The organism is Sinorhizobium sp. GQ132, assembly GCF_059758575.1.
The window spans coordinates 363524-386102 of record NZ_JCAXDX010000005.1 but is presented as its reverse complement, the minus strand read 5'-3'; the positions used below and the strand labels follow the sequence as shown (position 1 = coordinate 386102).

The following is a 22579-nucleotide window of genomic DNA, read 5'->3' as shown; positions in this document are numbered from 1 at the left end:
GGCGCGACGCGCGTCCTGGAGCTCAATGATTGCGTCTTATAACGGAGGAGGACAGGACGATGAAAACCGGCATTTTGGCACTCTTTGCGACGGCGTTTCTTGCCGGCACGACGGCGCAGGCCGCAACCCTCGACGTCGTCAAGCAGCGCGGCGAGCTGCGTTGCGGCGTGAGTCAGGGCGTGCTCGGCTTCTCCGCCCCGGACGATAAGGGCGAGTGGTCCGGCTTCGACATCGATTTCTGCCGTGCGGTCGCGGCCGCCACCCTTGGCAGTCCGGAGAAGGTGAAATATGTGCCGCTTTCGACCAAGGAGCGCTTCACCGCGCTCCAATCCGGCGAGGTCGACCTGCTTTCGCGCCAGACCACCTGGACGCTTTCGCGCGACACGGATCTGGGCATGAGCTTCGTCGGCGTGAACTATTATGACGGTCAGGCCTTCATGGTGCGCAACGATATCGGCGTGAAGAGCGTCAAGGAGCTCTCGGGCGCCTCCGTCTGCACGGAGACCGGCACCACGACCGAACAGAACATGGCGGACTATTTCAGCGCCAACAGCATCGAGTATCAGGTGATCGCCTTCGAAAAGGCGGACCAGACGATCCAGGCCTTCAATTCCGGCCGCTGCGACGTCTATTCCACCGATGCCTCCGCCCTCTATTCGCAGCGGCTGACGCTCAATGATCCTGACCGCTTCGTCATCCTGCCGGAAGTCATTTCCAAGGAGCCGCTCGGCCCTGCCGTCCGCCAGGGCGACGATCAATGGTTCAAGGTCGTTCGCTGGACGCTCTTCGCGATGATCGAGGCAGAGGAGCTGGGCATCACCCGGGACAATGCCGCTTCGCTCCTCGAAAGCGGAACCGCCGCACAAAAGCGCTTCCTCGGCATCGACAACGAAGCCGGAAAGGCGCTCGGGCTCGATCCGAAATGGGCCTACCAGACGGTGGCTGCGGTCGGCAATTACGGTGAGATCTTCGAGCGTCACCTCGGCAAGGAGAGCGCGCTCAGGATCGATCGCGGCCTCAACAGGCTCTGGAACCACGGCGGCCTGATCTACGCGCCGCCGGTCCGCTGACCTACTGCATGTTTCCTTCGATCGCAGCCGATTGAAGGACAACGACACGCAGCGGAAAGCAGGCGCCGCAGGGAATTCCGGCGGCGCCTTTCTCCTACCATCCCTCTTCGAGCACCCTGGCCAGCATATCGGCGAAGAAATCGGCGCTCTCCCGGGCGAGGCAAAGCGGCGGTTTGATCTTCAGGACGTTCAGATGGTCTCCGGTCGGCTGCATGACGATGCCGAGATCGAGAAGGCGGTCGCAGATCGCCGCGGTTTCCTCGGTGGCCGGTTCGAGCGTTTCGCGGTCGCGGACGAATTCGACGCCCAAGTAAAGCCCCATGCCGTGAACGGCGCCGACGAGAGGAAACCGGTCCCCGAGCGCCTCGAGCCGACTCTTGAGATGGGTGCCCACCGCGCGGGCATTTTCCTGCAGGGCGTCGTCGTGAAGAATGTCGAGGACGGTCAGGCCGACGACGGAACTCACGGGGCTGCCGCCGGCGGAAGAGAAGAAATAGCCTTCCTTCTCCAGCGCATCGGCAATCTCGCGCCGCGTGATGACCGCGCCCAGCGGATGGCCGTTGCCCATGCCCTTGGCGACGGTGATGATATCGGGCACGACGCCCTGTTGCTCGAAACCCCAGAAATGATGACCGAGCCGCCCGTAGCCGACCTGCACCTCGTCGGCGATGCAGACGCCGCTCCTCTCCCGGACCATGGCATAGACCGCTTCCAGATAGCCGGAAGGCAACGGAATGCCGCCGGCATTGCCGTAGACCGATTCTGAGATGAAGCCGGCGAGCTTCCCGCCTTTCTCGTCCAGTTCCGCGAGCTTTCGAGACACGGCGTCGACATAGTCGCCCGTCGAACCCTCCCCGCGGAACGGGCCTCGATAGGTGTTCGGCGAGACGACGGGCTGGACCCAGTCTGGACGCGTCGTCAGCGCCTGCGGATTGTCAGCGATCGAGGTGGAAACCGCGTCGCTCGCGACCGTCCAGCCGTGATAGGCCTCCAGCAGCGAGATCATGTTGCGCGCTCCGGAATGGGCCCAGGCGAGCCGGATGGCGAGATCGTTCGCCTCGGATCCGCTGTTGACCAGAAAGACAGTGTCGAGACCTTCCGGCGCGAGCGCCGCAAGCCGCTCGGAAAACTCCGTCACGGCAGCATAGTGGAACCGCGAATTGGTGTTGAGCAGCGACCATTGCCGCCCGACCGCAGCCGACAGGCGCGGATGCCCGTGGCCGACGAGCGTGACGTTGTTGACCATATCGAGGTAAGCGCGCCCTTCGACGTCGAAGAGATGCTCCTTCCAGCCGCGCTCGATCTGCGGCGGCGTGCGGTAATAGTTCTTCTGCGGCCGGGCATAGTGCCGGCGGCGGCGCTCGAGGAGCCCGGCCGCGTCCGGCAAGGCCGCGTCGCAATCGAAGCCCAGGATGGGCGCGGGCGACGGGCACAGCCGGCGCCATGCCTCCGCCTGATGCGACGCAGCGAAGGCGGGCGGGTCCACCTCCGGCGTCGTGCAAAGCTGGACGCGCATGAACCCCAGGGCCGACGGATCGCCGGGGACCACGCCGATCCGTGCGCCCGCCTCGAACGAGTCTTCGGCGAGGTCGGCTGCCTCCACGCCGTAAAGATGGAGATGGAGACCTTCGCCCGAGAAGATCAGCTTGCCGCCGCGCTGGTGGAGCCGGCCGGCAAAAGGCGCGTGCACGGCAGTCTGCCCATGCAGGCATAAATCCACGTGCAGGGCGAATGTCCGGGGGGCGCTTGCCTGCAGGAGCCTGGTTTCCGTCAGCCGGTACTCGCCATAGCGCGTGGCCGCGGCACCGGCCGCGCGCGCCGCCGATTGCAGGAGCAGGGCTTCGGTGTCCTCGTAATGCCAGCGATCGGCAGGAAGGTGCGGGCCGAGCGAGGAAAGATCGACGATGCCTATTTCCGAAGGGTCGAGCTCGGGCAGCAGCCGACCGCCCATCTCGGGCGGAGAAAGCTGCGGAGCCCTCTCCACGGCCTCTCCGATCGCATGCTCCATGAGTTCGAGAGGCACGGAAACGGCAACGTCGAAGATTTCCCGCTCATGCGCGGCATTGCCTTCGACATAGGCATTTTCCGGATCGACCTCGAGCTGCTGCGCCGTGCTCGCCACGAGAACGCAGGCACGCGCGACGATCAACGGCCACAGCGCCTTCAATTCGGCATCCGTCAAAGGGCAGACGGCATGGAACGCCTTCACCGCCGGCAGGATATGGAAGGGGTCTCCGTCCGAGTGATGCAGCAGCGATGCGCAGGTAACGGCAAGATCGGCGACCACCCATCCTTTCAGCACGTCGCCGAAATCGATGACGCCGTCGGGGATGAGGCGCCCGCTCCTGTTCGCGCGGCTCACGACATTGTCGTCGGTGACGTCCTGATGGATCGCCTGCAGGCGCAGCTCCGGCATCAGCGGCTGAACCCTGCGCATGGCGCCGACCATCGCCTCGGCAATGCGCTGGCGCAGATCGATGTCGCTCATGGCCGAAAGCAGGTGAAGCGCGACCGGCCCCGCCTTTCTGAGGTCCCATTGCAGCTCCCGCTCGAGCCCCCGGTGATCGAAATCCCTGAGTGCGACGGCCAATCGACCTGCAAGATCGCCAAGTGCCGCCACGGTTTCCACGGCCAGGTGCCTGCGGCGCGTCAGAGGCGTGCCGTCAAGATAGGTGAGCAACCGGAACTGATAGGTTTCCTCGCGAACGGATGCGGCAACGATTTCCTCGCCGCTCAAAGCGGACATCACTTCGGGCACTTTGGGAGCATCGGGCCTGGTGGCGACATGCCGCAAAGCGGCATTCTGGGCTTCGATCTCGGCCCGCGGATATTCGGCACGCGCGATCTTGAGGACGAAACGCCCCTCGCTTGTGTCGACGCGGTAGTTGCGGTCCTGCTGGCTGCCGAGTTCCGTAAGATCGCCGGAAAGGCCGTAATGTTGAGCCAGGATCGCCTGCGCCTCTTCGATCGACACATCCGGTCTCGCAAGCTGCGTGCGGCGCTTCAGCAATTCGTCTTCCATCATTTCCTTCCCGTCTCTGCGAAGGTGTCCTTCTTACTGCGAAACACCTTCAAGACGATAGCGCGTACCCGGATAGGTGAGCCACGCGACCGTCACATTCGCAGCTTCCGACCAGGTCCGTCGACGGATCATCAGGCACGGTTCGCCGCGGCCGATCGAAAGGAGCTTGCATTCCCACGGCTTCGGCAGAACGGCTTCGACGATCTGCTCCGTCCGCGTGATCGGCGCCACCAACGTCAGATAGACGTTCGGGGTCATGCTGGTGAAATCCTGTTCCAGGTAATTGGGGCAGATCGCAGGATTGACGAAACGGTCCTCGATCTGGATCGGAACGTCGTCCTCCGCGTGGACGATGATCGAGTGAAAGACCCGCGCGTTCGTCGCAAGCCCGAGCGCCTCTGCGACCCCGGTGCTTGCCTGCTCCTCCTCGAGGAGCGTGATCCGCGAGGTATGCCTGTGGCCGCGCTCGCGAATCTCGTCGGCGATATTGCGCACCTCGAGAAGGGCCGTGCTGCCCTTGTGGGCAGCCACGAAGGACCCTACCCCCTGGACCCGCGTGATCGCACCCTCGCTCGCCAGTTCGCGAAGTGCGCGATTGGCGGTCATCCGGCTGACTCCGAGATCGGCGACGATATCGTTTTCGGACGGTATGCGATGGTGCGGCGGCCAATCGCCGCTTTCGATGCGGCTGCGGATGAACTGCTTGACCGCTTCATAGCGCGGTACCGGCCCGTCGTCGAAAACCGCCCTGTCGCTCTTACGACCCGATACCGCCATGCGATGCTCCGTTGCGGCCGGGCGCCGCCGGCCCGGCAAATCAGCGCTTGTTTTCCTTTATTTCCAGCTTGCGCGCCACAAGAAAATATCTATAGTTCCATATACAACCACGCACAGGAACGGCGCTCATGACAGCTTTGTCCGCTCATCGACTGTTTGCCGAACAGGCGCTGCTGCCGACCGGTTGGTCCAAGGACGTCGCGATCTCCGTCGACGCGGCGGGACGCATTCTCGCGGTGGAAGCAGGGCAATCGAAGGCACCGGGCGACGAGCATCTGTCCGGACCCGTCGTGCCGGCGATGGCGAACCTGCATTCCCACGCCTTCCAGCGTGCGATGGCCGGCCTTGCGGAAGTGGCCGGAACAGGCGACGACAGCTTCTGGACCTGGCGCGAGGAGATGTATCGCACCGTCGGCCTGGTCGACCCGGACGATCTCGAGGCAATCGCCGCCAAGCTCTATGTGGAAATGCTGAAAGGCGGCTTCGGCCGTGTCGTCGAATTCCACTACCTTCACCATCAGCTCGACGGCACGCCTTACACGGACCCGGCGGAAATGTCGCTGCGGATACTAAGGGCCGCGCAGACGAGCGGTATCGCCCTCACCCATCTGCCGGTCTTCTACGCCCATGCCAATTTCGGCGGAGCTGCGCCGAGCGCGGGGCAGCGTCCCTTCCTCAATGATCCGGACCGCTTCCTCGCGCTGCTCGATCGTCTCTCGCCCGCTTGCAATGCGACAGGCGCGAGGCTTGGCTATGCGATCCATTCGTTGCGCGCGGCGACGCCGGAGGAAATGCGCGCGATCCTGGAATCATCGCCCCTCACCGGCCCCATCCACATCCATGTCGCCGAGCAGCCCCGCGAAGTGGAGGATTGCCTGGCCTGGAGCGGCCGGCGCCCGGTCGAATGGCTTCTCGACAACATGCCGGTGGACGAGCGCTGGTGCGCGATCCACGCGACGCACATGACGCCCGACGAGACGAACCGGCTCGCCCGGTCGGGAGCGGTCGCCGGCCTTTGCCCCGCGACCGAGGCCAATCTCGGCGACGGAATTTTTCCCGCGGTCGATTTTCTTGCGGCAGGCGGACGTTTCGGGGTCGGAACCGACAGCCATGTCGCGACGAGCGTCGCGGAAGAGCTTCGGCTCCTCGAATACGGGCAGCGCCTGCGCGACCGCAGGCGCAACCGGCTCGCCGCACCCGGCGCCTCCGTCGGCAGGACAGTCTTCGATGCGGCGCTTGCCGGCGGCGCCCAAGCGGCCGGACATGCCGCCGGAATGGAAGAGCCGGGCATCCGCGTCGGCGCGATAGCCGACCTCGTCGTTCTCGACGGATCCAATCCCTATATCGCCGCGGCAAGCGGCAACCAGATTCTCGACCGCTGGCTCTTCGCACTCGGCGGGGATACGGTTCGCGACGTCATGATCGCTGGCGAATGGAAGATCCGCGACGGACGGCATGACCGGGAGGAAGACATCGATCGCGCCTTCGCGTGCGTTCTGAACAAGCTCAAATAGCAATCGAATCGCGATTAAAAATGGGGGAATGCGCATGTCGATCAGCACAATGAGACTCACCTTCGCTGCCGCCGGCCTGATGCTGGCGGCTTCCGCCAGCGGCGCCAATGCTTCCTATTGCGGCGACGGCAAGACCGTGACCTTCGCCGGCATCGACTGGGAAAGCGGCGCCTTCATCACCGAGGTCATGAAGACGATCCTTTCCAAGGGATACGACTGCCAGGTCGACTCGATCCCCGGCAATTCCGTGACTCTCGAACAGGCAACCGCCAACAACGACGTGCAGATTTTCGCCGAGGAATGGCTCGGCCGTTCGGACGTCTGGAACAGGGCGGTCGAAGAAAAGAAGGTGGTGGCCGTCGGCAAGACCTTCGTAGGTGCCAGCGAAGGCTGGTTCGTGCCCGACTATGTCGTCCACGGCGATCCCGCTCGCAATATCGAAGCCAAGGCGCCGGACCTGAAAAGCGTATCACAGCTTACCGATCCGAAGATCGCCGAGATTTTCGCCGATCCGGAGGAGCCATCCAAAGGCCGGTTCCTCAACTGCCCCTCCGGTTGGACCTGCGAGGGCGTGAGCACCGCCAAGCTCGAGGCCTACAAGCTCGATGAGGCCTATGTGAACTTCCGGCCGGGGACGGGAACGGCGCTGGATGCGGCGATCACCTCCGCCTATCTCCAGGGTGAGCCTATCCTCTTCTATTACTGGTCGCCTACCGCGATCATGGGGAAATTCAAGCTGATCCAGCTCGAAGAGCCGGCCTATAACGAAGCCTGCTGGAAAGAACTGAGCAGCGCCAACGGCAAACGTGACGAAGGCTGCGCCTTCCCTTCCGTCGACGTGGCCTATGGCGTGAACAGCACCTTCGCTTCGGAAGCGCCGGAAATCGTCGAGATTCTGGAAAAGGCAACATTCCCGCTCGAGGAGGTCAACGCCAGCCTCGCCTATATGGCCGACAACAAGGTCGACGCCACGGCGGCTGCCGCCGAATTCCTGAAAACCAAGGGCGACGTCTGGAGCAAGTGGGTCTCGGAAGAGGCGCGCGGCAAGATCGAAGCCGGTCTCAAGTAAAAGCGGCCTTTCCGGCGATGGTAGGGAAAGGGCTGCTTCCCCGGGCCAGGAGGGTCTTGGCTTCGCGCCGCCGCCCTGAACAAGGAACGATATCCGATGTTTCCGGACTCTCTCAATCTCTCGATCCGCGCGCCGGTGAACGATTTCATCCAGGCGCTCGTCACCAATTACGGCTGGGTCTTCAAGGCGATCAGCGCCGTCATCCTGAAAGCCGTTCTGTTCATTGAATGGATCCTGCGCGGCCTGCCCTGGTGGCTCGTCATTCTCGCCTTCATGGCGCTTGCCTGGCGGAGTTCGCGGCGCTGGTCGCTGACGCTGGCGGTCGGCGCGTTGCTGGTTGCCGTCGGCGTCCTCGGACTCTGGGACCTGACGATGCAGACGCTCGCGCTGATGCTGATGGCGACCATCGTCTCGGTAGTGATCGGCGTGCCCATGGGGATTCTCGTCGCGAAGAGCCGCACCGTCCGCAACATCACTCTGCCGGTGCTCGATGTCATGCAGACCATGCCGAGCTTCGTCTATCTCATCCCGGCGCTGATGCTCTTCGGGCTCGGCAAGGTGCCCGCTATCCTCGCGACCATCATCTACGCCGTCCCGCCGCTGATCCGGCTCACCGATCTCGGCATCCGCCAGGTCGACGCGGAAGTCGTCGAAGCTGCGACGGCGTTCGGCGGCAGTCCGCGACAGATCCTCTTCGGCGTCGAACTGCCCCTTGCGACGCCGACGATCATGGCCGGCCTCAACCAGACGATCATGATGGCGCTGTCGATGGTCGTCGTCGCCTCGATGATCGGCGCGCGCGGCCTCGGCGAACAGGTGCTCAACGGCATTCAGACGCTCGACGTCGGCAAGGGCCTCGAGGCCGGCATCGGCATCGTCATTCTCGCGATCGTGCTCGACCGCATCACGCAAGGCTTCGGCAAGCCCCGGACGGAGGACGCCCGCAATGGCTGATATAGAGATCCGGAACGTCTACAAGATATTCGGGCATGACGCCAAGAAGGCGCTCGCCATGCTCAAGGACGGTCTCGATAAGGCCGATATCCTGGCGAGGTCCGGCTGCAGCGTGGGCCTCAACGATGTCAGCCTGAAGATCGGCGCCGGAAAGATCTTCGTGATCATGGGGCTTTCCGGATCGGGCAAGTCGACGCTGGTGCGCCACCTCAACCGGCTGATAGAACCAACGAGCGGCGAGGTCCTTTTCGACGGCGACAACATCCTCGACCTGGGTGCGAAGGCGCTGCGTGCCTTCCGCATGCGGCGCGTCAGCATGGTCTTTCAGAGCTTTGCCCTGATGCCGCACCGGACCGTGCTCCAGAATGTCGTCTACGGACAGCGCGTGCGCGGCGTGTCGAAGGACGATGCCCGCGAAATCGGCATGAAATGGATCGAAACGGTCGGCCTGTCCGGCTACGACGCGAAATTTCCCCATCAGCTCTCGGGCGGCATGAAGCAGCGCGTCGGCCTTGCACGAGCGCTCGCCGCCGACACCGATGTGATCCTGATGGACGAGGCTTTCAGTGCCCTCGACCCGCTGATCCGCGGCGACATGCAGGACCAATTGCTGCAACTCCAGCAGAATCTTGCAAAGACCATCGTCTTCATCACCCATGATCTCGACGAGGCCCTACGCATCGGGTCGGAGATCGCGATCCTGAAGGACGGTCAGGTCGTTCAGGTCGGCACACCGGGCGACATCCTCGACAACCCTGCCAACGACTATGTTGCCCGGTTCGTCCAGCGCAGGCACGAAAGGCCGGAGACCCATGGGTGAGATGATTTCGATCGATGGGCCGCTTACCTGGCGCGAGATCGCTTCGATCGCCGAGGGCGTCCGCCTCGACCTGTCGGAGCCTGCGCGCCGGCGGATCGCCCATGCCCGCCGGATCGTCGACGCATTGGTGGACCGCGGCATCCGTGGCTACGGCATCAACACCGGCGTCGGCGCCCTTTGCGATGTCGTCATCAGCCGTGAGAACCAGCAGGCGCTCTCGCGCAACATCATCCTGAGCCACGCTTGCGGCGTCGGAGATCCGCTAGGTCTAGTGGAAGCCCGGGCCGTCATGGCAGCACAGATAGCCAACTTCGCCCACGGCTATTCCGGCGTGCGGATCGAGACGGTCGAAACACTCTTGGCGCTGCTCAACGCCGACATCATCCCTCTCATTCCGTCGCGTGGTTCGGTTGGATATCTGACCCACGCCGCCGCGATCGGCCTCGTGCTGATCGGTCACGGCTCGGCCATGCTGGGGACTGAAAGACTGAGCGGCGGCGATGCCCTCGCCCGTCTGGGGCTTGTGCCGTTGCGGCTCGAAGCGAAAGAAGGTCTCAGCCTCGTCAACGGAACCCCGTGCGCCACCGGTCTGGCGGCGCTGGCGCTCGCACGCACGGAAAGGCTCTTCGCCTGGGCCGATGCAGCCGCGGCGATGACTTACGAAAACCTCGGCAGCCAGGCCAATGCCTTTGCCGAATTGCCCTTGGCTCTGCGCCGATCCCCTGGCCTGAACGCAGTGGGCGAAAGCCTGCGCGACTGGCTGGCGGATAGCCCGATGCTGGCAGGTACGGCCGGCACCCGCACCCAGGATCCGCTGAGTCTCAGGGCCGTGCCGCAGGTGCATGGCGCCGCCCGCGACGCCTTTGGCCAGGTAGCCGAAATCGTCGATCGCGAACTTGCAAGCGTTACCGACAACCCGGCCGTTGCCGGTGCGCCGGAGGCACCCGAGGTGCATTCGCAGGCCCATGCCGTCGGTGCCGCGCTCGGCCTCGCAATGGACAGCCTCGCCGTCGCGGTGGCGGAGGTCGCAGCGATGTCCGAGCGCCGCATCGACCGGCTGGTGAACCCTCTGGTGAGCGGTTTGCCTGCCTTCCTCGCCGGCGACAGCGGCGTGTGCTCGGGGTTCATGATCGCGCAGTACACGGCTGCCGCGCTCGTGGCGGAGAACCGGCGGCTCGCAGCGCCGGCCAGCCTCGACGGCGGCATCACCTCCGCGCTTCAGGAAGACATGCTCACCCACGCGACACCGGCGGCCTGGAAAGCGCTCTCGATCGTCGACAATCTCGAGCGGATCCTGGCGATCGAACTGCTTGCGTCCGCTCAGGCCTATGAACTGCAGCCGCAGGGACCGGGCAAGGCGCAACGCACTGCTGCCCTTTACGGGCGCATACGCTCGGCGATTCCAGCCTATCGCGACGATCGCCCGATGAACGAAGACTTCGACCGGATGCGGCTGTTGATGCGAGCCGCGCCGGCGAAGGCCAGCCTGTAACCCCGCTCTGAACGGGAAGGGAGGAGACGACATGACGCACATCACCACCGAGGCAGGGGGCTCGCGCGGCGGCGCAGCCTTGCGGCTCATTCTTTTCAGCCTCATCGGCATATTTCTGTTCTTCGTGCCGGTCGAAATCGCCGGCAAGTCGACGATCCTGCTCGACCATGCGGCAACGGCCATATCGACCCATGCACGGCCGGTGGCGATCGGCTTCGTATTGCTGCTGATGGCGTACGGCGCCTTCGGACCCATCGTGAAGGGGACCTGGCGCAAGACGACGACCGATGCCGTCTTTTCGGTCCTGCGCGTCCTCGGACTGGTGCTTGCCGGCCTTTATCTCGCCGGCATCGGGCCCGCGATCCTCTTCGCGCCCGACATGCTGCCCTTCCTCTTCGACAAGCTGGTGCTGTCGGTCGGGCTGATCGTACCCATCGGCGCTTTGGCACTCGCCTTTCTGATCGGCTACGGCCTTCTCGAATTCACCGGCGTGCTCGTCCAGCCCGTGATGCGGCCGATCTGGCGTACGCCGGGCTGGTCCGCCATCGACGCCGTCGCTTCCTTCGTCGGCAGCTACTCCCTTGCACTCCTCATCACCGACCGCGTGTTCCGCGAAGGCAAGTACACGGTGCGCGAAGCGGCGATCATCGCGACAGGCTTTTCCACCGTGTCGGCCACGTTCATGATCATCGTGGCGAAGACGCTGGGGCTCATGGATATCTGGAATTTCTACTTCTGGACGACGCTCGTCGTCACGTTCATCGTTTCTGCCATCACCGCCCGGATCTGGCCGCTTTCCCGCCTTGCGCACGAGGGCGATCGGGACCAGCCGTTGCCCCCGGGGCGCAGCCGCCTGAGCGTCGCCGCGGAGACCGGCCTTGAGCAGGCGGCAATCGCCAAGAGCCTGCCGGCGCTGCTGCGCGAAAGCTTCCTCGACGGACTGCGCATGGCGGCGATGATCCTGCCGAGCATCATGGCAGTCGGGCTCATCGGACTTCTCGCCGCCAAGTTCACGCCGATCTTCGACATTCTCGGCCTGACGCTCTACCCCTTCACCTGGCTCGCGCAGTTCGGCCAGCCGATGCAGGCGGCAAAGGCGCTCGCCTCCGGGCTCGCCGAGATGTTCCTGCCCGCCATCCTGCTCAAGGAGGCAGTGCCCGAGGTGAAGTTCCTGGCCGCGGTGGTATCGGTCAGCCAGGTTCTGTTCCTGTCCGCCTCGGTCCCCTGCGTGCTGGCGACCTCGATCCCGCTCAGCTTTCGCGATCTTCTGGTGATCTGGTATATTCGCGTCGTATTGAGCATACTGGTGACGGCGCCGATCATTTGGATCGGAACGTCGATGGGATGGCTCGGCTGACGATGATGCGAATTCTGCGCTCGAGCGAGTACAGGCATATGCCGTGGAAGAACGGCGGCGGAGAGACGGTGGAAATCGCCGTCTCTCCGGACCGTGCCACCATCGCCGATTTCGACTGGCGCATAAGCATGGCGACCGTCGCCACCAATGGCGCCTTCTCGATCTTTCCCGGCATCGACCGCACCCTGTCGATCCTGGAGGGTAGCGGGATGACGCTCGCGATCGAGGGCCGGCAACCGAAACTGCTGACCGCCTCGGACGCCCCCCTCACCTTTCCTGCCGATCTGCCGACGTCCGCGACCCTCGCGGATGGCCCGGTCACCGATCTCAATGTGATGACACGCCGCCAGGCATTGAAACACCGCGTACGCAGGATTCATGTCGAGGGCTGGCAGCCGGTGGCTACGAGCGCCCGCGATCTCGTTCTCTTCTGTCATCGCGGCAGCGTTGCGCTCGTGACCGAAGGCGTTTCCGCAACCCTGCACGGGCTCGACACGGCGGTTCTCGTCCAGCCGGCCACGCTCACGCTCTCGGCCGACATCGCGTCGGAAGTTTTCCTGATCGAGATCGGCCCGGCCTGAACGCCGCGCCGTCGGCCGTTTTTGTCTCGTCCGGGAACCGGGAGGCACGCTGTTTCAGCGCATGCCGAAGAGCAGGAGAATGCCGCCGATCACCATGAGCACGACGCCCAGCCAGTTGCGCAGCGGGCTCAGAAAACGGAGCCCTTGCCCGCGCGGCTCAAGCGTCTGCTTGGGATTGCCTTGCGGCGGCTGGCTCAACCGCCGCCGCCCGAGCGCCTCCCAGGCCATGTAGAGAAGCCCGCTGATAAAAAGAACTGCACCGGTGAGAGTTGCCCACACGTGCGCCTCCTGCGGCTGCTGCTGCGTGTATCGCCGTTTCGACGGAACAGCGAACGATTAGACGGCGATGGAAACGCGGAGATGTCAGCGCATGCGCGTCTGAGGACGCACGATGTTCATCTGAAGCTCGTGGCTGGATGCAAATCGCCCGAGAACCCTGATCAGGCGGCGTTCCTCGGCCTTGTGGATGCCGGTGCGCCTGCAATACTCCGCCACATCCCAGACATGCCTGGCCTGGGATTTGTCGAGCTTTCCAATTTCCGCGTGTTTCATCCTGCGCCTCCCAACTGCGTTGGTACTAACGCCGGACGGGCACAAATGGTTCCGCATCGCGTTAAGTCCGGCGGACGCTCCCGGGGCCGGAACCTTTGCGCGCGGCCGCGGTTTCGACCATGACCTACCGGAGGTGATGTCATGACCCGAACCTGGGAGCGACTGGCGCTGATCGGCGCCGCCGTCATCATAATCGCCAGTGCGATTTTCTACGTCTATGTCGACCGCTTCCCCTCGACCAATTCCACCAGGATCGAGGACACCAAGGTCAATGCCGACGGCATCAACACCATCGATGAAAATCCGCCGAGCGCCACGGGCGACAAGGATAACCCTTCGTGAGCCCTTCCCCTCGCGCCCTCGCGGGGGCCCGAATGGCACGCGCCCGCACGAGGCCGAAGCGGACCGGCTCGGCGCAAGGGCATGGGGCCGAAAGGCCGGAAGCGGCTCAAGGACCTCAAGGGCCTCCTGCCATCGACCCCACGACCACCATCACCACCGCGTCGACGTCGATTTCTCCGTTGACCGCGAGCTTGTCTCCCGCCTGGCGGACCTGAAGCTTCGAAGGGTTTTCTGCCGCCTGCCGCTGAAGTTCTTCGATAACGGCATTGATGGCCTTCGCCTCCAGATTGCCTTCGTTCAGATGGCTGGTACCCATTTCCAGAAGACCCCTTCCTTTCGCTCGGGATAATATTTGAATTCGCACTCGAACCGCCGCCCGTATGCGGCTGCCTCGGCTAAAGCCGTTTCCGAGGGCGGGTTCATTCCCGTTCCCGGGGCGAACCAGTCCTCCAGGAGATCGTCGGGGATATAGGCCCCGATTCTCAAGGGAAGACTGGTCAATGCGGAATCCATCTCTTTCGGCGCCGGCATGCGATCCTCCTGACCGACCCGGAGCGGGATGAGGAAAAGTGTGTGCGATTTTCAACCCGCATCCGCTCCAACTTCTTGGAATCGATCACGGTTGTGTTTTTGGGTCAACCAGACCTGAAAACATCGTGATCTGGAGCATTTCCGCTCCGCCAATGCTCTAACCTTTCGTTGCCGCAATTCCGAACGGAAGACGTCTGCGCACTTTCCCGGAATTGCTCGAACAAAGCCGGCGCAGGGAAGTTCCGTCGCGGCTCATTCGTACACACAATGCAGCCGCGTCGACCGAGCGTTGCCGTTCGTTGCAGCGTGCTGAACGGCGCCGTGCGTCCGGAAACGCGCGGCACCATATGCTGGCGGCCGTTCGGCTATACTAGCAGAAGAGGCTCAACCTATGCGAGGACATCCCGGCCGATTTGCGAAATAGACGGTCGTAAGCCGACCGCGCCGGCCGACACCGTCGACCGCAACCTCGCGCCGCGTGATCGACCGGATATCCGGATCGCGGATTCCAAGCCGATAGGCGCGACGGATGGCCTGACGCTCGCTGCAGCCGCGAGACCGACGATAATCATAGTCGTCATCGTCGTATCTGCGATCACGCAGCTGCGGACCGTCCGGACCGATGTACAGGTCGAATGACTGGGCTGACGAAGCAGAAGGTACAGCAGCCGCCGCGCCGCCCAAAATCAACCCGGCCGCGAAAAGCCTGCCGATGTTCATGACTTCTCCTCCATGCTCTCATTTGAGAGTTTGCTTAAACTCATATTTGAACGGCAGGGGAGCGGATTGGTTCCGCCCATCAATGGCATTTGGCTCGCCATCTTCATGCGGAATGATCTGGGATATTTCGACCTGGAGCAGAGGACTTTGCAAACCATCGACAATCCGTTCGGCACGAAATTGTCACCCATGCCTTAGGTACATTCTGTTACCTATGTCTTCGGGCTGGACAAATGTCTGATTGGTAGCGGAGGAGGGATTCGAACCCCCGACACAAGGATTATGATTCCCGTGTCAACCTTGTTTTTAATGAGCTTTTTGCATTTATGTCGCAGTTATGTCGCAATGAGCCCTGCCTTGTCGCGCTAGCCTTTAGCCCAGAAGGGACCGCTCAGCAGCGGCTAGCTCGTCGGCATCGTCGCCGCGCGGGAAAAGATGCCCGTAGGTGTCCAGCGTCATCTGAATAGAAGAGTGGCCCAGCCTTTCCTGCACCGACTTGACCGGCAGCTCTAGGCCGCCGTCAACCTTTCGGTTGATGCACCACGAGGCGAAGAAGTGCCGGAGCGAGTGAAGGCCCGTGTACTTCGCCAGCATGACGGGTTTGCCGTTCTTGCCCAGCTCCTCTGAGGGAACCGAGACCCCTGCCCTGATACCAGCCGGGATCAGCGCCCGGTTGATGATGTTGGCGTGGCTTTCGATGTTGCCGTTCCCGTTGGGGAAGACGTAATGAAGCTCGAGAATGGGATTGCCGGCAGCATCGACCCGGCCGGTATCACGTCGCGGGCAACCAAGGCGCCATTCCCGGAGAGTGTTGATGACGAATGGCGGGATCGGAATTGTCCTCTCGCCCGCCTCCGTCTTCGGTCGCCCGATTTTACCGTACTCGTCCGCTCGTTGGGTGACGCTAATCGAACGTCCCTCCAGATCAACATCCTCCCAGCGCAGTCCGCGCAACTCCGAAGATCGCATACCGCTGAAGATCGCGGTTATCAGCAGCGGACGCCAGTGACTCATGCCGTCGAGCGCATTGATGATCGCGCGGACCTCGGCCGGCGCCGGGATATGCACGCCCACCTTGAGCTTGCCCTTGTGACGCTTCTCAGCCCGGGCCTCTTTTCCCTTTCGGCGCTGGCGCATGTCCCTGACTGGGTTCCGCGTTGCCAGCCCGCGTTCAACCGCATCGCCCAGGATACCGCCGAGTGACACGAGCACCTTCTTGATCATCGCGGCAGACCGGCTATTCTCCCTGAGCTTGTCCTCGAACTCCCGAATCAATGGCACCGACAGCTTGGAGACCAGCGTATCGCCGATAAACTCCTCGATATGAAATTTCAGATGACGCTTTCGCTGATCTATGGAGCTGCGCTCAAGGCCCTCCCCTTCGCCGGTTGCAATCCATAGCTCGGCGGCCTTCTTGACGGTAACGCTATCGCGGTCGGCAACGTGAACGCCTTCCTTAACCTCCATATGTGCTTTGCTGGCGAAGGTGTCCGCGTCTTTCTTCTTCGCGAACGTCTTCTGGCGCTTTACCCCTTTGGTGTCGAAGTAAGTGACAATCCACGCCTCTTTCTGAACGCCGTGCCCAGTCCATGTGCGCTTACGTACCGACATGATCAGTTCCTCCCTCTCGGTTGCGCTTCATTCGTCGTCCTCGCCTAAACGGTCCTCCTCAATGGCCTGGAGCATGACCCGCACCATCTTGGCCCTCTCTTCCGCCTCTTTCCGGATTCCATCGGCTTCCTTGGTCTTGTCGGTCACCTTGCCGTCGGCCCGCAGGCGGTGCACCTGCTCCGTCAATGAGGTCACTTCAACCATGAGCGGCGTAAGCGCCTTGGTAAGATCGCCGAGAGCGAGAAGCGCGGCTTTTAAGGTCAGATCATGATCGAGTGGATCAGATGTAATCGCGTCGGTGCGGCTGAGAAGCTGCACGTACGCCTCTCGCAGCTGGTGATAGATGCCGTCGACCGGCGCATCGACCCGCAAGGCCAGTTGGGTTAACCGCCTCACGGCATCTGCCCGGGTTCCTACGCGGTTGTTGAAACGCCATGTGTCAATCGCTTCAAGCTCGCCGGGCGAGATCAGCATATGCAGGCGCTCGGTCTTCTTTGATTGGGCGGCGTCATCATTCGTCATCTACGATCCCCTTTCTGTCTCTTCATGCACCTTATGCACATATTGTTGTTGTGGGCAATCCGTGTTCGTCCTATGTTATATGTGCATGTGACACATTAACCGCATATAGAAGGGATCGAAGATGACGCTCGACGAAGCACTTTCCCGCCCGACGCTTCCCGTCCCTGATGCAGGCCGCGTCTTCTATGGCCTGAGCCGTAACGGCAGCTATGAGGCGGCCAAGCGTGGCGACATTCCAACAATAAAAATCGGCCGCAAGATCATGGTGCCCGTTGCATTGATCGCAGACCGGCTAGGACTTCATCACAATCTAAGTGAGCAAAGTTGATTGGGCCTGCCGCTGAAGTTTGCCGCGCGCCAGGCTCAGGCTCGATCACGATGGTGGGGGAAGTGAACATATAGTCTGAGTTTTGGCCTGGGTCAAAATCGGCGGCGGTTTCCGCGTAACGGAGACCCATCCATGAAACACAACATTTCGGCTTCTCGCCGCCGTCGCCTACGACATTCTGTGGATCAGCTGCAACTGTTCGCCGAACTGATCGAAACAGCCACGACCCGCGACCAGCCGTTCGAAGTTGCTGACGGCTGGGGGACAAAGGTCACCCGACCGCCCGGTCGCGGCTGGCGCATCGCGGATTTCTCGCACGATAAACGGACATGCTGGGTGCGGCGCATGCCGGTCCTCTTGCCGGTTCGGCCCTCGGCCGGCGGCTGGAGGCGGCGATGACGGTTCCAGTGAACGGGCATGGGCCGCTGCGTGCGGTCTTGGAGGCGGCGCGTCAGGAGCAGCGCTGCGGACAGGGCGACCTCACGGTGCTGGCGACCCAGAACGACCCCTATCGTCTCGACACACCAGCCAATCATCGCGATGCCGCATGGTTCCGCGAGCAGTTCGAGCGGTGTGGTCGCCGCCGAATTCATCTCCGAGGTCTGCATTATTCCGTGGTGGCTCGCGGAAACGTCCTGAGACCTAATGGCTTGCCATTAATCTCGTCCGCCTGGCCTTGGCCAGAGCAAACGCGGGCTCTGAGGGCGCGCAAATCCTACGAGGATAAGTCATGAGCGACCTCGGTTCGCGCGAGGTCGAGAGCTTGACGGGCGACCTCCTGCAAGCGGCCTTGGAATATGCCTCGCGCGGCTGGCCGGTCTTCCCGTGCGATCCGGCGACGAAACGCCCGCTCGTCAAGCACGGCTTCAAGGCGGCAACAACCGCCCCGGCGACGATCCGGCGATGGTGGAAACAATGGCCGGCCGCGATGGCCGGAATGCCGACCGGCGAGCCCTCCGGGGTTGTCGTCATCGACATCGATGTAAAGTGCCCGTTCGAGGCAGATGAGATCGATGGCGAGAAATCGTGGAACGACCTGCTCGTCGATCATGCAGCGGCCGAACCGGCAACACGGATCGTCCACACGCCATCTGGAGGGCGGCATCTCTATTTCCGCTGGCAAGCGGGAATTGGCAACTCGGCAGGTCGGCTCGGACGCGGCATCGATACACGCGGCCGGGGCGGCTATGTCGTCATTCCGCCATCCGTCAACGCGCAGGGTGTCGCTTACGAGCTTTTTCACGACCGTCCCGTTCTGCCGCTCCCCGTGTGGCTCGCTAGCCTGCTGGAGCGAGACGATGACTAGGGGCAACGGCGTGGATCAGGATCGAGCCTGGGCGCTGGCGGCGCTCAATGCCGAATGCCAGACTGTGGCCGGTACAGCCAAGGGCGGACGAAACGACCAGCTCAATCGGTCGGCTTTCGCCATAGGCCAAATCGTCGGTGGCGGGCACCTCGCGGAAAGCGAGGCGGCCGAACACCTTTGGAAAGCCGCGAAAGCCTGCGGCCTCGGCAACGCCGAGATCGCGCCGACCCTCGGCAGCGGCCTCAAGGCGGGCAAGGTCAAACCGCGCCATCCGCCCGCCCGTGGCTACGACAGCAACACTCGCTTCAGGTCAAACCCGGATCGCGGCAACGGAGGCGAAGCCGGGGCTGGAGGCGCCATCCGATTGCTGACTTTCCAGGAATTCCGCAGCAGCCAAGCTCATTCCTCGGCCGATTCGCTTATAAGCGGCCTGATGCGGCTTGGCACCATCGTTGCAATCGGTGGCCGGCCCGGCAGCGGCAAGACCGCGTTCGCGGTGGCGCTCGGCCAAGCGCTGGATCAGGGCGAGCCATTCCTTGAACGGGAGGTCAAACAGGCTGCCGTAGCCTACATCGCGGTTGAGGATGCCGGCGACGTGGCGAACCGGCTGGAGGCAACGGGAGCCGATGGAGTGCTCCTCGTTCATTCGGAGGAAGGCATCCCGTTGGCCAAGCCCGCTCGGGCAAGGGCCATCATCGCCGAGGTCATCCAACACGCTCGGCAACGCAGGCCGGGTCGCCCGATTTTCGTGGTGATCGACACGCTGCGGGCCGCGCTGGGCGGCACCTCCGTCTTGGAAGACAAGATCGTATCGCCGGCCTTGAACGCCCTCCGTGAGCTTGCGGAGGCCGAGAACGCGGTGATCTGCATCCTCAACCACACGAACCGCGCCGATCCGAAGGCGATGAAGGGGGAGACACTGGAAGCGGTCGCCGCCTTGGAAATGATCCTGCTGCCGGGCGAAGGCGATTGGCACACGATCCATGTGGGCAAGAACCGCTCGGGGCCGGGAAACCGGCAGATCGGTCGGCTCCGTTTCACCTCGGTCAAAGTCGGCGGCGTCGAGGCGGCTATCGTCGAGGAAATTGTTTGCGATGAACAGGCCGGCGACGGCCCGAAGGATCGAAAGCCCGGCGCGAACCAGAGGCTCATCCTGAAAATCCTGACACGGGAGGTTCTGGCTTCCGGCATCGACTATCGGCCCTATGGCAGCAACGGCCCGCAGGTGAAGGCGGTTCGCGAAGGCGTGCTCCGGGACGAGTTCTTGAAGATGAAGGCCGGCGACAATCGCAACTCGAAGAATGTTGCCTTCAATCGTGCGCTCGATTGGCTCTTGGAGCGTGCCGAAGTCGTCCGCAACGAGGATGAGGCTGGCGTCGGCATGATCTGGTTCGGAAGCCGGGATGACGAGGACGACGCGATGCGGCAGCGCCTCAAGGTTGCACCGGGCAATGACGCCGGGCGAGAAGGCGGTGACGGGTGACATTTTCGAGAAGGCCCGGAAAATCGGGCGAAAAGGGCGGTGACATTTTCCCTATCCAAGGTTTTGTCACTTATGTCACCGCTTAAAAAGAGGGTGGTGACATCGGTGACATTTCTTGGGGGGAATAGGGAAATGTCACTTTTGTCACCGGCAACCAGAACATGAAACCGCAAAGGAGACCGTCATGGAACGCCCAAGAACCCCCGCCGAGGCGATGCAGCGCATCCTGTGCGACCGGCTGATCGAACGTTGCGCCGTCACCATGTTCCAGAAGCTCGACGCGCCCGTCGAGGTGATCATCGACCGGCTTGCCGCCTACACCTTCGCACAACTGGTCCAGATCGAGGGCCGGAACGACGCGGCCCGCATCCTCCGTGATTTCGCTCAGCAGATCGAGGACGGCGCGCTCGATGCCTACGAGCGGGGCGAGGGAAATTGACCATGCGGGAATTCTTTCCTATCATGTGGGCGGCTCGATTGGATCGGCGCACCGGCTGGACCGGGCGCTCAAGCCGACGATCCACCTTCACGTCACCGGCTGGTCCGGGACCGAAGCTTTGAAACGGGCACCATGCCCGCGCTTTGTGTGAAGGTGAGCCATGAGCTATTTCTCGAAATTCGATCCAACCGCGATCCGCCTCGCCCCGGCGCTCGACCTTGAGGTCAAGGCGGCCGGCGACGGATTGATCGAGGGCTATGCGTCTACTTTCGGCGGCAAGCCGGATCGTGCCGGTGATATCGTCGCCAAGGGCGCCTTTGCCCGGACCCTCGCCGAGCACGCCCGCGAGGGCACGACGCCCGCCATGCTCTGGAGCCATCGGATTGAGGAGCCAATCGGCAAGTGGACGGCCCTCCGGGAGGACCGTGAAGGTCTGCACGTCGCCGGGCGGATCAACCTCAAAACCACGCGCGGCCGGGAGGCATTCCAGCATATCGCGGCCGGCGATGCCGGCGCTTTCTCGATAGGCTATCTGATCCCGGAAGACGGCCGGAAATATAATGGCGATGGCTCTTTCACACTCCTCGATGTCGATCTGGTCGAGGTGAGCGTCGTCGCCGTCCCGGCCAATCCGCGTGCTCGGATCGCTGCCGTCAAAAGCCTCTCCAGCAAGGGCGAGCTTGTCGATCTCCTGCATCATGTCGGCCTCCCAAAGGCCGCCGCTAAACAGGTCGCGAACGGCGGTTGGCGGGCGCTTGCTGGCGATGATCAGAGCGAGAAAGCAGCGCGGCTGATGGCCGCCATAGACGCCGCCACGGCGCGATTGAAAGGAAATTTGACATGACCATGCACAACATCCCCATGACGCGCTCTGCCGCCGCTCTGCTGGCCGCTGGCGGGCGAATTCACCGCAAGGACGCGGGCGGCGACGACGTGCTTGACGCATTGAGCGCGCGCTTCGGCGAGCATGCAGCGGAAGTCTTGCGGAAGCTTGGCGAAGCCGACGAGAAAATGGCGTCATTCGCCGAGCAGCTTTTCGAACTTGAGCAGAAAGGCGCGCGAGGCAGCTTCGGTGGCGGCGGCGGAAACCGCGTCCCAACGTGGGGCGATCAGGTTGTAAAATCCGCCGAGCTTCGCTCGTTCGCCGAAGGCGGCAGGAATGCCAAAACGCGAATTCCGGTCGAAACGAAGGCGACGCTTACCAGCACCGACTTCCCAGTGATCCCCGATTTCGACCGCGAGATTGTGCCCCTTGGCCGCCGCCGGCTGCTTGTCCGTTCACTCCTCGGCTCCGCGAACACGACGAGCAACGCGATCAGCTACAGGCGCGAGACCGGCTTCACCAATTCCGCCGCGCCGGTCGCCGAGGCCGCTTTGAAGCCGGAAAGCGATCTCAATTTCGAGGAAGTGACGGCGCCAATTCGGACAGTCGCACATTGGCTCAAGGCGTCGCGGCAAGTTCTCGACGATGATGCTCAGCTTCGCAGCGAGATCGATACTACATTGCGCTACGGCTTGGGCTTCGTGGTCGAGGGGCAGTTGCTCCATGGCGATGGCAGCGGCCAGAATTTGCATGGTCTAATCCCGCAGGCGACCGACTTCGATGAAGCCCGGCGCGCGGCGGGCGACACGGCGTTCGACATTTTGTTGAAAGCGATCAGCCAGAGCGAGGAGGCCGACTATCCGGCGAGCGGCGCGATCATTTCAACGCGCGACTGGTACGCGATGATGGGCGTCAAGGACTCGCAGGGTCGATACATCGGAGGAGGTCCTCTGGGCGATGTCCCAGACCGTGTCTGGCGTCTACCGGTCGCGCCATCGAACGCCATGCCGGTCGGCCAGTTCCTCGTCGGCGCGCTCGATCTGGCTGCGAAGGTCTACACGCGCACGGACGCGACGGTCGAACTCGGATACGTGAATGACGACTTCATCCGAAACCTGCTGACGATCCTCGGAGAGGAACGCCTGGCGCTCGCTGTGCGTAGGCCGGAAGCCATCGTCTATGGATCGTTCACGCCGCCGGCTTGATCTGCAATCGGGGAGCGCGACCACCTCAGCGTGCTTTTTCGCGGCGGGTCTGATTAGCCGA

Annotated in this window: 25 protein-coding genes; 16 read left to right on the top strand and 9 right to left on the bottom strand. The window is 63.0% G+C overall.

What is annotated here, in order from left to right; genetic code table 11:
* Nucleotides 1–59 precede the first annotated feature (59 nt).
* Nucleotides 60–1070, top strand: a complete 1011-nt coding sequence (locus AC6CIG_RS16110; RefSeq protein ID WP_127708948.1) for an amino acid ABC transporter substrate-binding protein — start codon at nt 60–62, stop codon at nt 1068–1070.
* Between the two features lie 94 nt (nt 1071–1164).
* On the opposite strand, the gene AC6CIG_RS16105 is transcribed toward AC6CIG_RS16110, so the two are convergent.
* Together AC6CIG_RS16105 and hutC are read right to left on the bottom strand one after the other, a co-directional pair.
* A complete protein-coding gene (locus tag AC6CIG_RS16105; protein ID WP_498323008.1) occupies nt 1165–4095 on the bottom strand; it encodes an aminotransferase in 2931 nt (976 codons plus the stop codon).
* A gap of 30 nt (nt 4096–4125) precedes the next feature.
* The gene (hutC, locus tag AC6CIG_RS16100; RefSeq protein ID WP_018096882.1) at nt 4126–4869 is read right to left on the bottom strand and encodes a histidine utilization transcriptional repressor HutC; all 744 of its coding nucleotides are present in this window, start codon (nt 4867–4869) and stop codon (nt 4126–4128) included.
* A gap of 128 nt (nt 4870–4997) precedes the next feature.
* On the opposite strand from hutC, the gene hutF reads away from it, so the two are divergent.
* The 7 genes from hutF (at nt 4998) to AC6CIG_RS16065 (ending at nt 12656) form a co-directional block, all read left to right on the top strand.
* Complete coding sequence (gene hutF, locus AC6CIG_RS16095) at nt 4998–6383, top strand: formimidoylglutamate deiminase (RefSeq protein WP_127708952.1); 1386 nt, start codon at nt 4998–5000, stop codon at nt 6381–6383.
* A 34-nt stretch (nt 6384–6417) separates the two neighbouring features.
* Nucleotides 6418–7452, top strand: coding sequence for an ABC transporter substrate-binding protein (locus AC6CIG_RS16090; RefSeq protein WP_127708954.1), 1035 nt, complete (start codon nt 6418–6420; stop codon nt 7450–7452).
* Between the two features lie 96 nt (nt 7453–7548).
* Entirely contained in the window at nt 7549–8406 is an 858-nt protein-coding gene (locus tag AC6CIG_RS16085; RefSeq protein WP_018096879.1) for an ABC transporter permease, read from the top strand.
* Entirely contained in the window at nt 8399–9226 is an 828-nt protein-coding gene (locus AC6CIG_RS16080; RefSeq protein ID WP_127708956.1) for a quaternary amine ABC transporter ATP-binding protein, read from the top strand. Before AC6CIG_RS16085 ends, AC6CIG_RS16080 begins: the two co-directional genes overlap by 8 nt.
* Nucleotides 9219–10718, top strand: coding sequence for an HAL/PAL/TAL family ammonia-lyase (locus AC6CIG_RS16075; RefSeq protein ID WP_127708958.1), 1500 nt, complete (start codon nt 9219–9221; stop codon nt 10716–10718). The genes AC6CIG_RS16080 and AC6CIG_RS16075 overlap by 8 nt, the downstream gene beginning before the upstream one ends.
* Before the next feature lie 31 nt (nt 10719–10749).
* The gene (locus tag AC6CIG_RS16070) at nt 10750–12075 is read left to right on the top strand and encodes a YjiH family protein (protein WP_018096876.1); all 1326 of its coding nucleotides are present in this window, start codon (nt 10750–10752) and stop codon (nt 12073–12075) included.
* Nucleotides 12063–12656: a HutD/Ves family protein gene (locus AC6CIG_RS16065; RefSeq protein ID WP_127708960.1), complete on the top strand. Its 594-nt coding sequence runs from the start codon at nt 12063–12065 to the stop codon at nt 12654–12656. The genes AC6CIG_RS16070 and AC6CIG_RS16065 overlap by 13 nt, the downstream gene beginning before the upstream one ends.
* A gap of 54 nt (nt 12657–12710) precedes the next feature.
* Here AC6CIG_RS16065 and AC6CIG_RS16060 read toward each other — a convergent pair whose 3' ends face one another.
* Together AC6CIG_RS16060 and AC6CIG_RS16055 are read right to left on the bottom strand one after the other, a co-directional pair.
* Nucleotides 12711–12935 (bottom strand): hypothetical protein, encoded by a 225-nt coding sequence (locus AC6CIG_RS16060; RefSeq protein WP_127708962.1) that lies wholly within the window; start codon nt 12933–12935, stop codon nt 12711–12713.
* 84 nt (nt 12936–13019) lie between these two features.
* Nucleotides 13020–13208, bottom strand: a complete 189-nt coding sequence (locus AC6CIG_RS16055; RefSeq protein ID WP_018096873.1) for a hypothetical protein — start codon at nt 13206–13208, stop codon at nt 13020–13022.
* 141 nt (nt 13209–13349) lie between these two features.
* Between AC6CIG_RS16055 and AC6CIG_RS16050 the strand changes: the two genes are divergently transcribed.
* Nucleotides 13350–13550, top strand: a complete 201-nt coding sequence (locus tag AC6CIG_RS16050) for a hypothetical protein (protein WP_127708964.1) — start codon at nt 13350–13352, stop codon at nt 13548–13550.
* Between the two features lie 115 nt (nt 13551–13665).
* Here AC6CIG_RS16050 and AC6CIG_RS16045 read toward each other — a convergent pair whose 3' ends face one another.
* From AC6CIG_RS16045 to AC6CIG_RS16025, 5 genes are all read right to left on the bottom strand, one after another.
* Complete coding sequence (locus tag AC6CIG_RS16045; protein ID WP_018096871.1) at nt 13666–13866, bottom strand: hypothetical protein; 201 nt, start codon at nt 13864–13866, stop codon at nt 13666–13668.
* Nucleotides 13848–14081 carry a hypothetical protein gene (locus tag AC6CIG_RS16040; RefSeq protein ID WP_018096870.1) on the bottom strand — a complete coding sequence of 78 codons (234 nt, stop codon included), beginning with the start codon at nt 14079–14081 and terminating at the stop codon, nt 13848–13850. The genes AC6CIG_RS16045 and AC6CIG_RS16040 overlap by 19 nt, the downstream gene beginning before the upstream one ends.
* A gap of 384 nt (nt 14082–14465) precedes the next feature.
* Nucleotides 14466–14801: a hypothetical protein gene (locus AC6CIG_RS16035; protein ID WP_018096869.1), complete on the bottom strand. Its 336-nt coding sequence runs from the start codon at nt 14799–14801 to the stop codon at nt 14466–14468.
* Between the two features lie 372 nt (nt 14802–15173).
* A complete protein-coding gene (locus AC6CIG_RS16030; RefSeq protein ID WP_498323005.1) occupies nt 15174–16412 on the bottom strand; it encodes a tyrosine-type recombinase/integrase in 1239 nt (412 codons plus the stop codon).
* Nucleotides 16413–16439: 27 nt separating this feature from the next.
* Nucleotides 16440–16934: a hypothetical protein gene (locus tag AC6CIG_RS16025; RefSeq protein WP_498323004.1), complete on the bottom strand. Its 495-nt coding sequence runs from the start codon at nt 16932–16934 to the stop codon at nt 16440–16442.
* Nucleotides 16935–17055: 121 nt separating this feature from the next.
* Between AC6CIG_RS16025 and AC6CIG_RS16020 the strand changes: the two genes are divergently transcribed.
* The 7 genes from AC6CIG_RS16020 to AC6CIG_RS15990 all read left to right on the top strand — a co-directional run bounded on the left by AC6CIG_RS16020 (nt 17056) and on the right by AC6CIG_RS15990 (nt 22518).
* Nucleotides 17056–17262, top strand: coding sequence for a DNA-binding protein (locus AC6CIG_RS16020; protein ID WP_318920276.1), 207 nt, complete (start codon nt 17056–17058; stop codon nt 17260–17262).
* Between the two features lie 132 nt (nt 17263–17394).
* Entirely contained in the window at nt 17395–17661 is a 267-nt protein-coding gene (locus AC6CIG_RS16015; RefSeq protein WP_498323002.1) for a hypothetical protein, read from the top strand.
* 331 nt (nt 17662–17992) lie between these two features.
* Entirely contained in the window at nt 17993–18568 is a 576-nt protein-coding gene (locus AC6CIG_RS16010) for a bifunctional DNA primase/polymerase (RefSeq protein ID WP_498323001.1), read from the top strand.
* Nucleotides 18561–20051, top strand: a complete 1491-nt coding sequence (locus AC6CIG_RS16005) for an AAA family ATPase (RefSeq protein ID WP_498322999.1) — start codon at nt 18561–18563, stop codon at nt 20049–20051. Before AC6CIG_RS16010 ends, AC6CIG_RS16005 begins: the two co-directional genes overlap by 8 nt.
* Nucleotides 20052–20235: 184 nt before the next feature.
* A complete protein-coding gene (locus tag AC6CIG_RS16000) occupies nt 20236–20490 on the top strand; it encodes a hypothetical protein (protein WP_498322998.1) in 255 nt (84 codons plus the stop codon).
* A 160-nt stretch (nt 20491–20650) separates the two neighbouring features.
* Nucleotides 20651–21334: an HK97 family phage prohead protease gene (locus AC6CIG_RS15995; protein ID WP_498322996.1), complete on the top strand. Its 684-nt coding sequence runs from the start codon at nt 20651–20653 to the stop codon at nt 21332–21334.
* Nucleotides 21331–22518 carry a phage major capsid protein gene (locus tag AC6CIG_RS15990; RefSeq protein ID WP_498322995.1) on the top strand — a complete coding sequence of 396 codons (1188 nt, stop codon included), beginning with the start codon at nt 21331–21333 and terminating at the stop codon, nt 22516–22518. Before AC6CIG_RS15995 ends, AC6CIG_RS15990 begins: the two co-directional genes overlap by 4 nt.
* Nucleotides 22519–22579 lie beyond the last annotated feature (61 nt).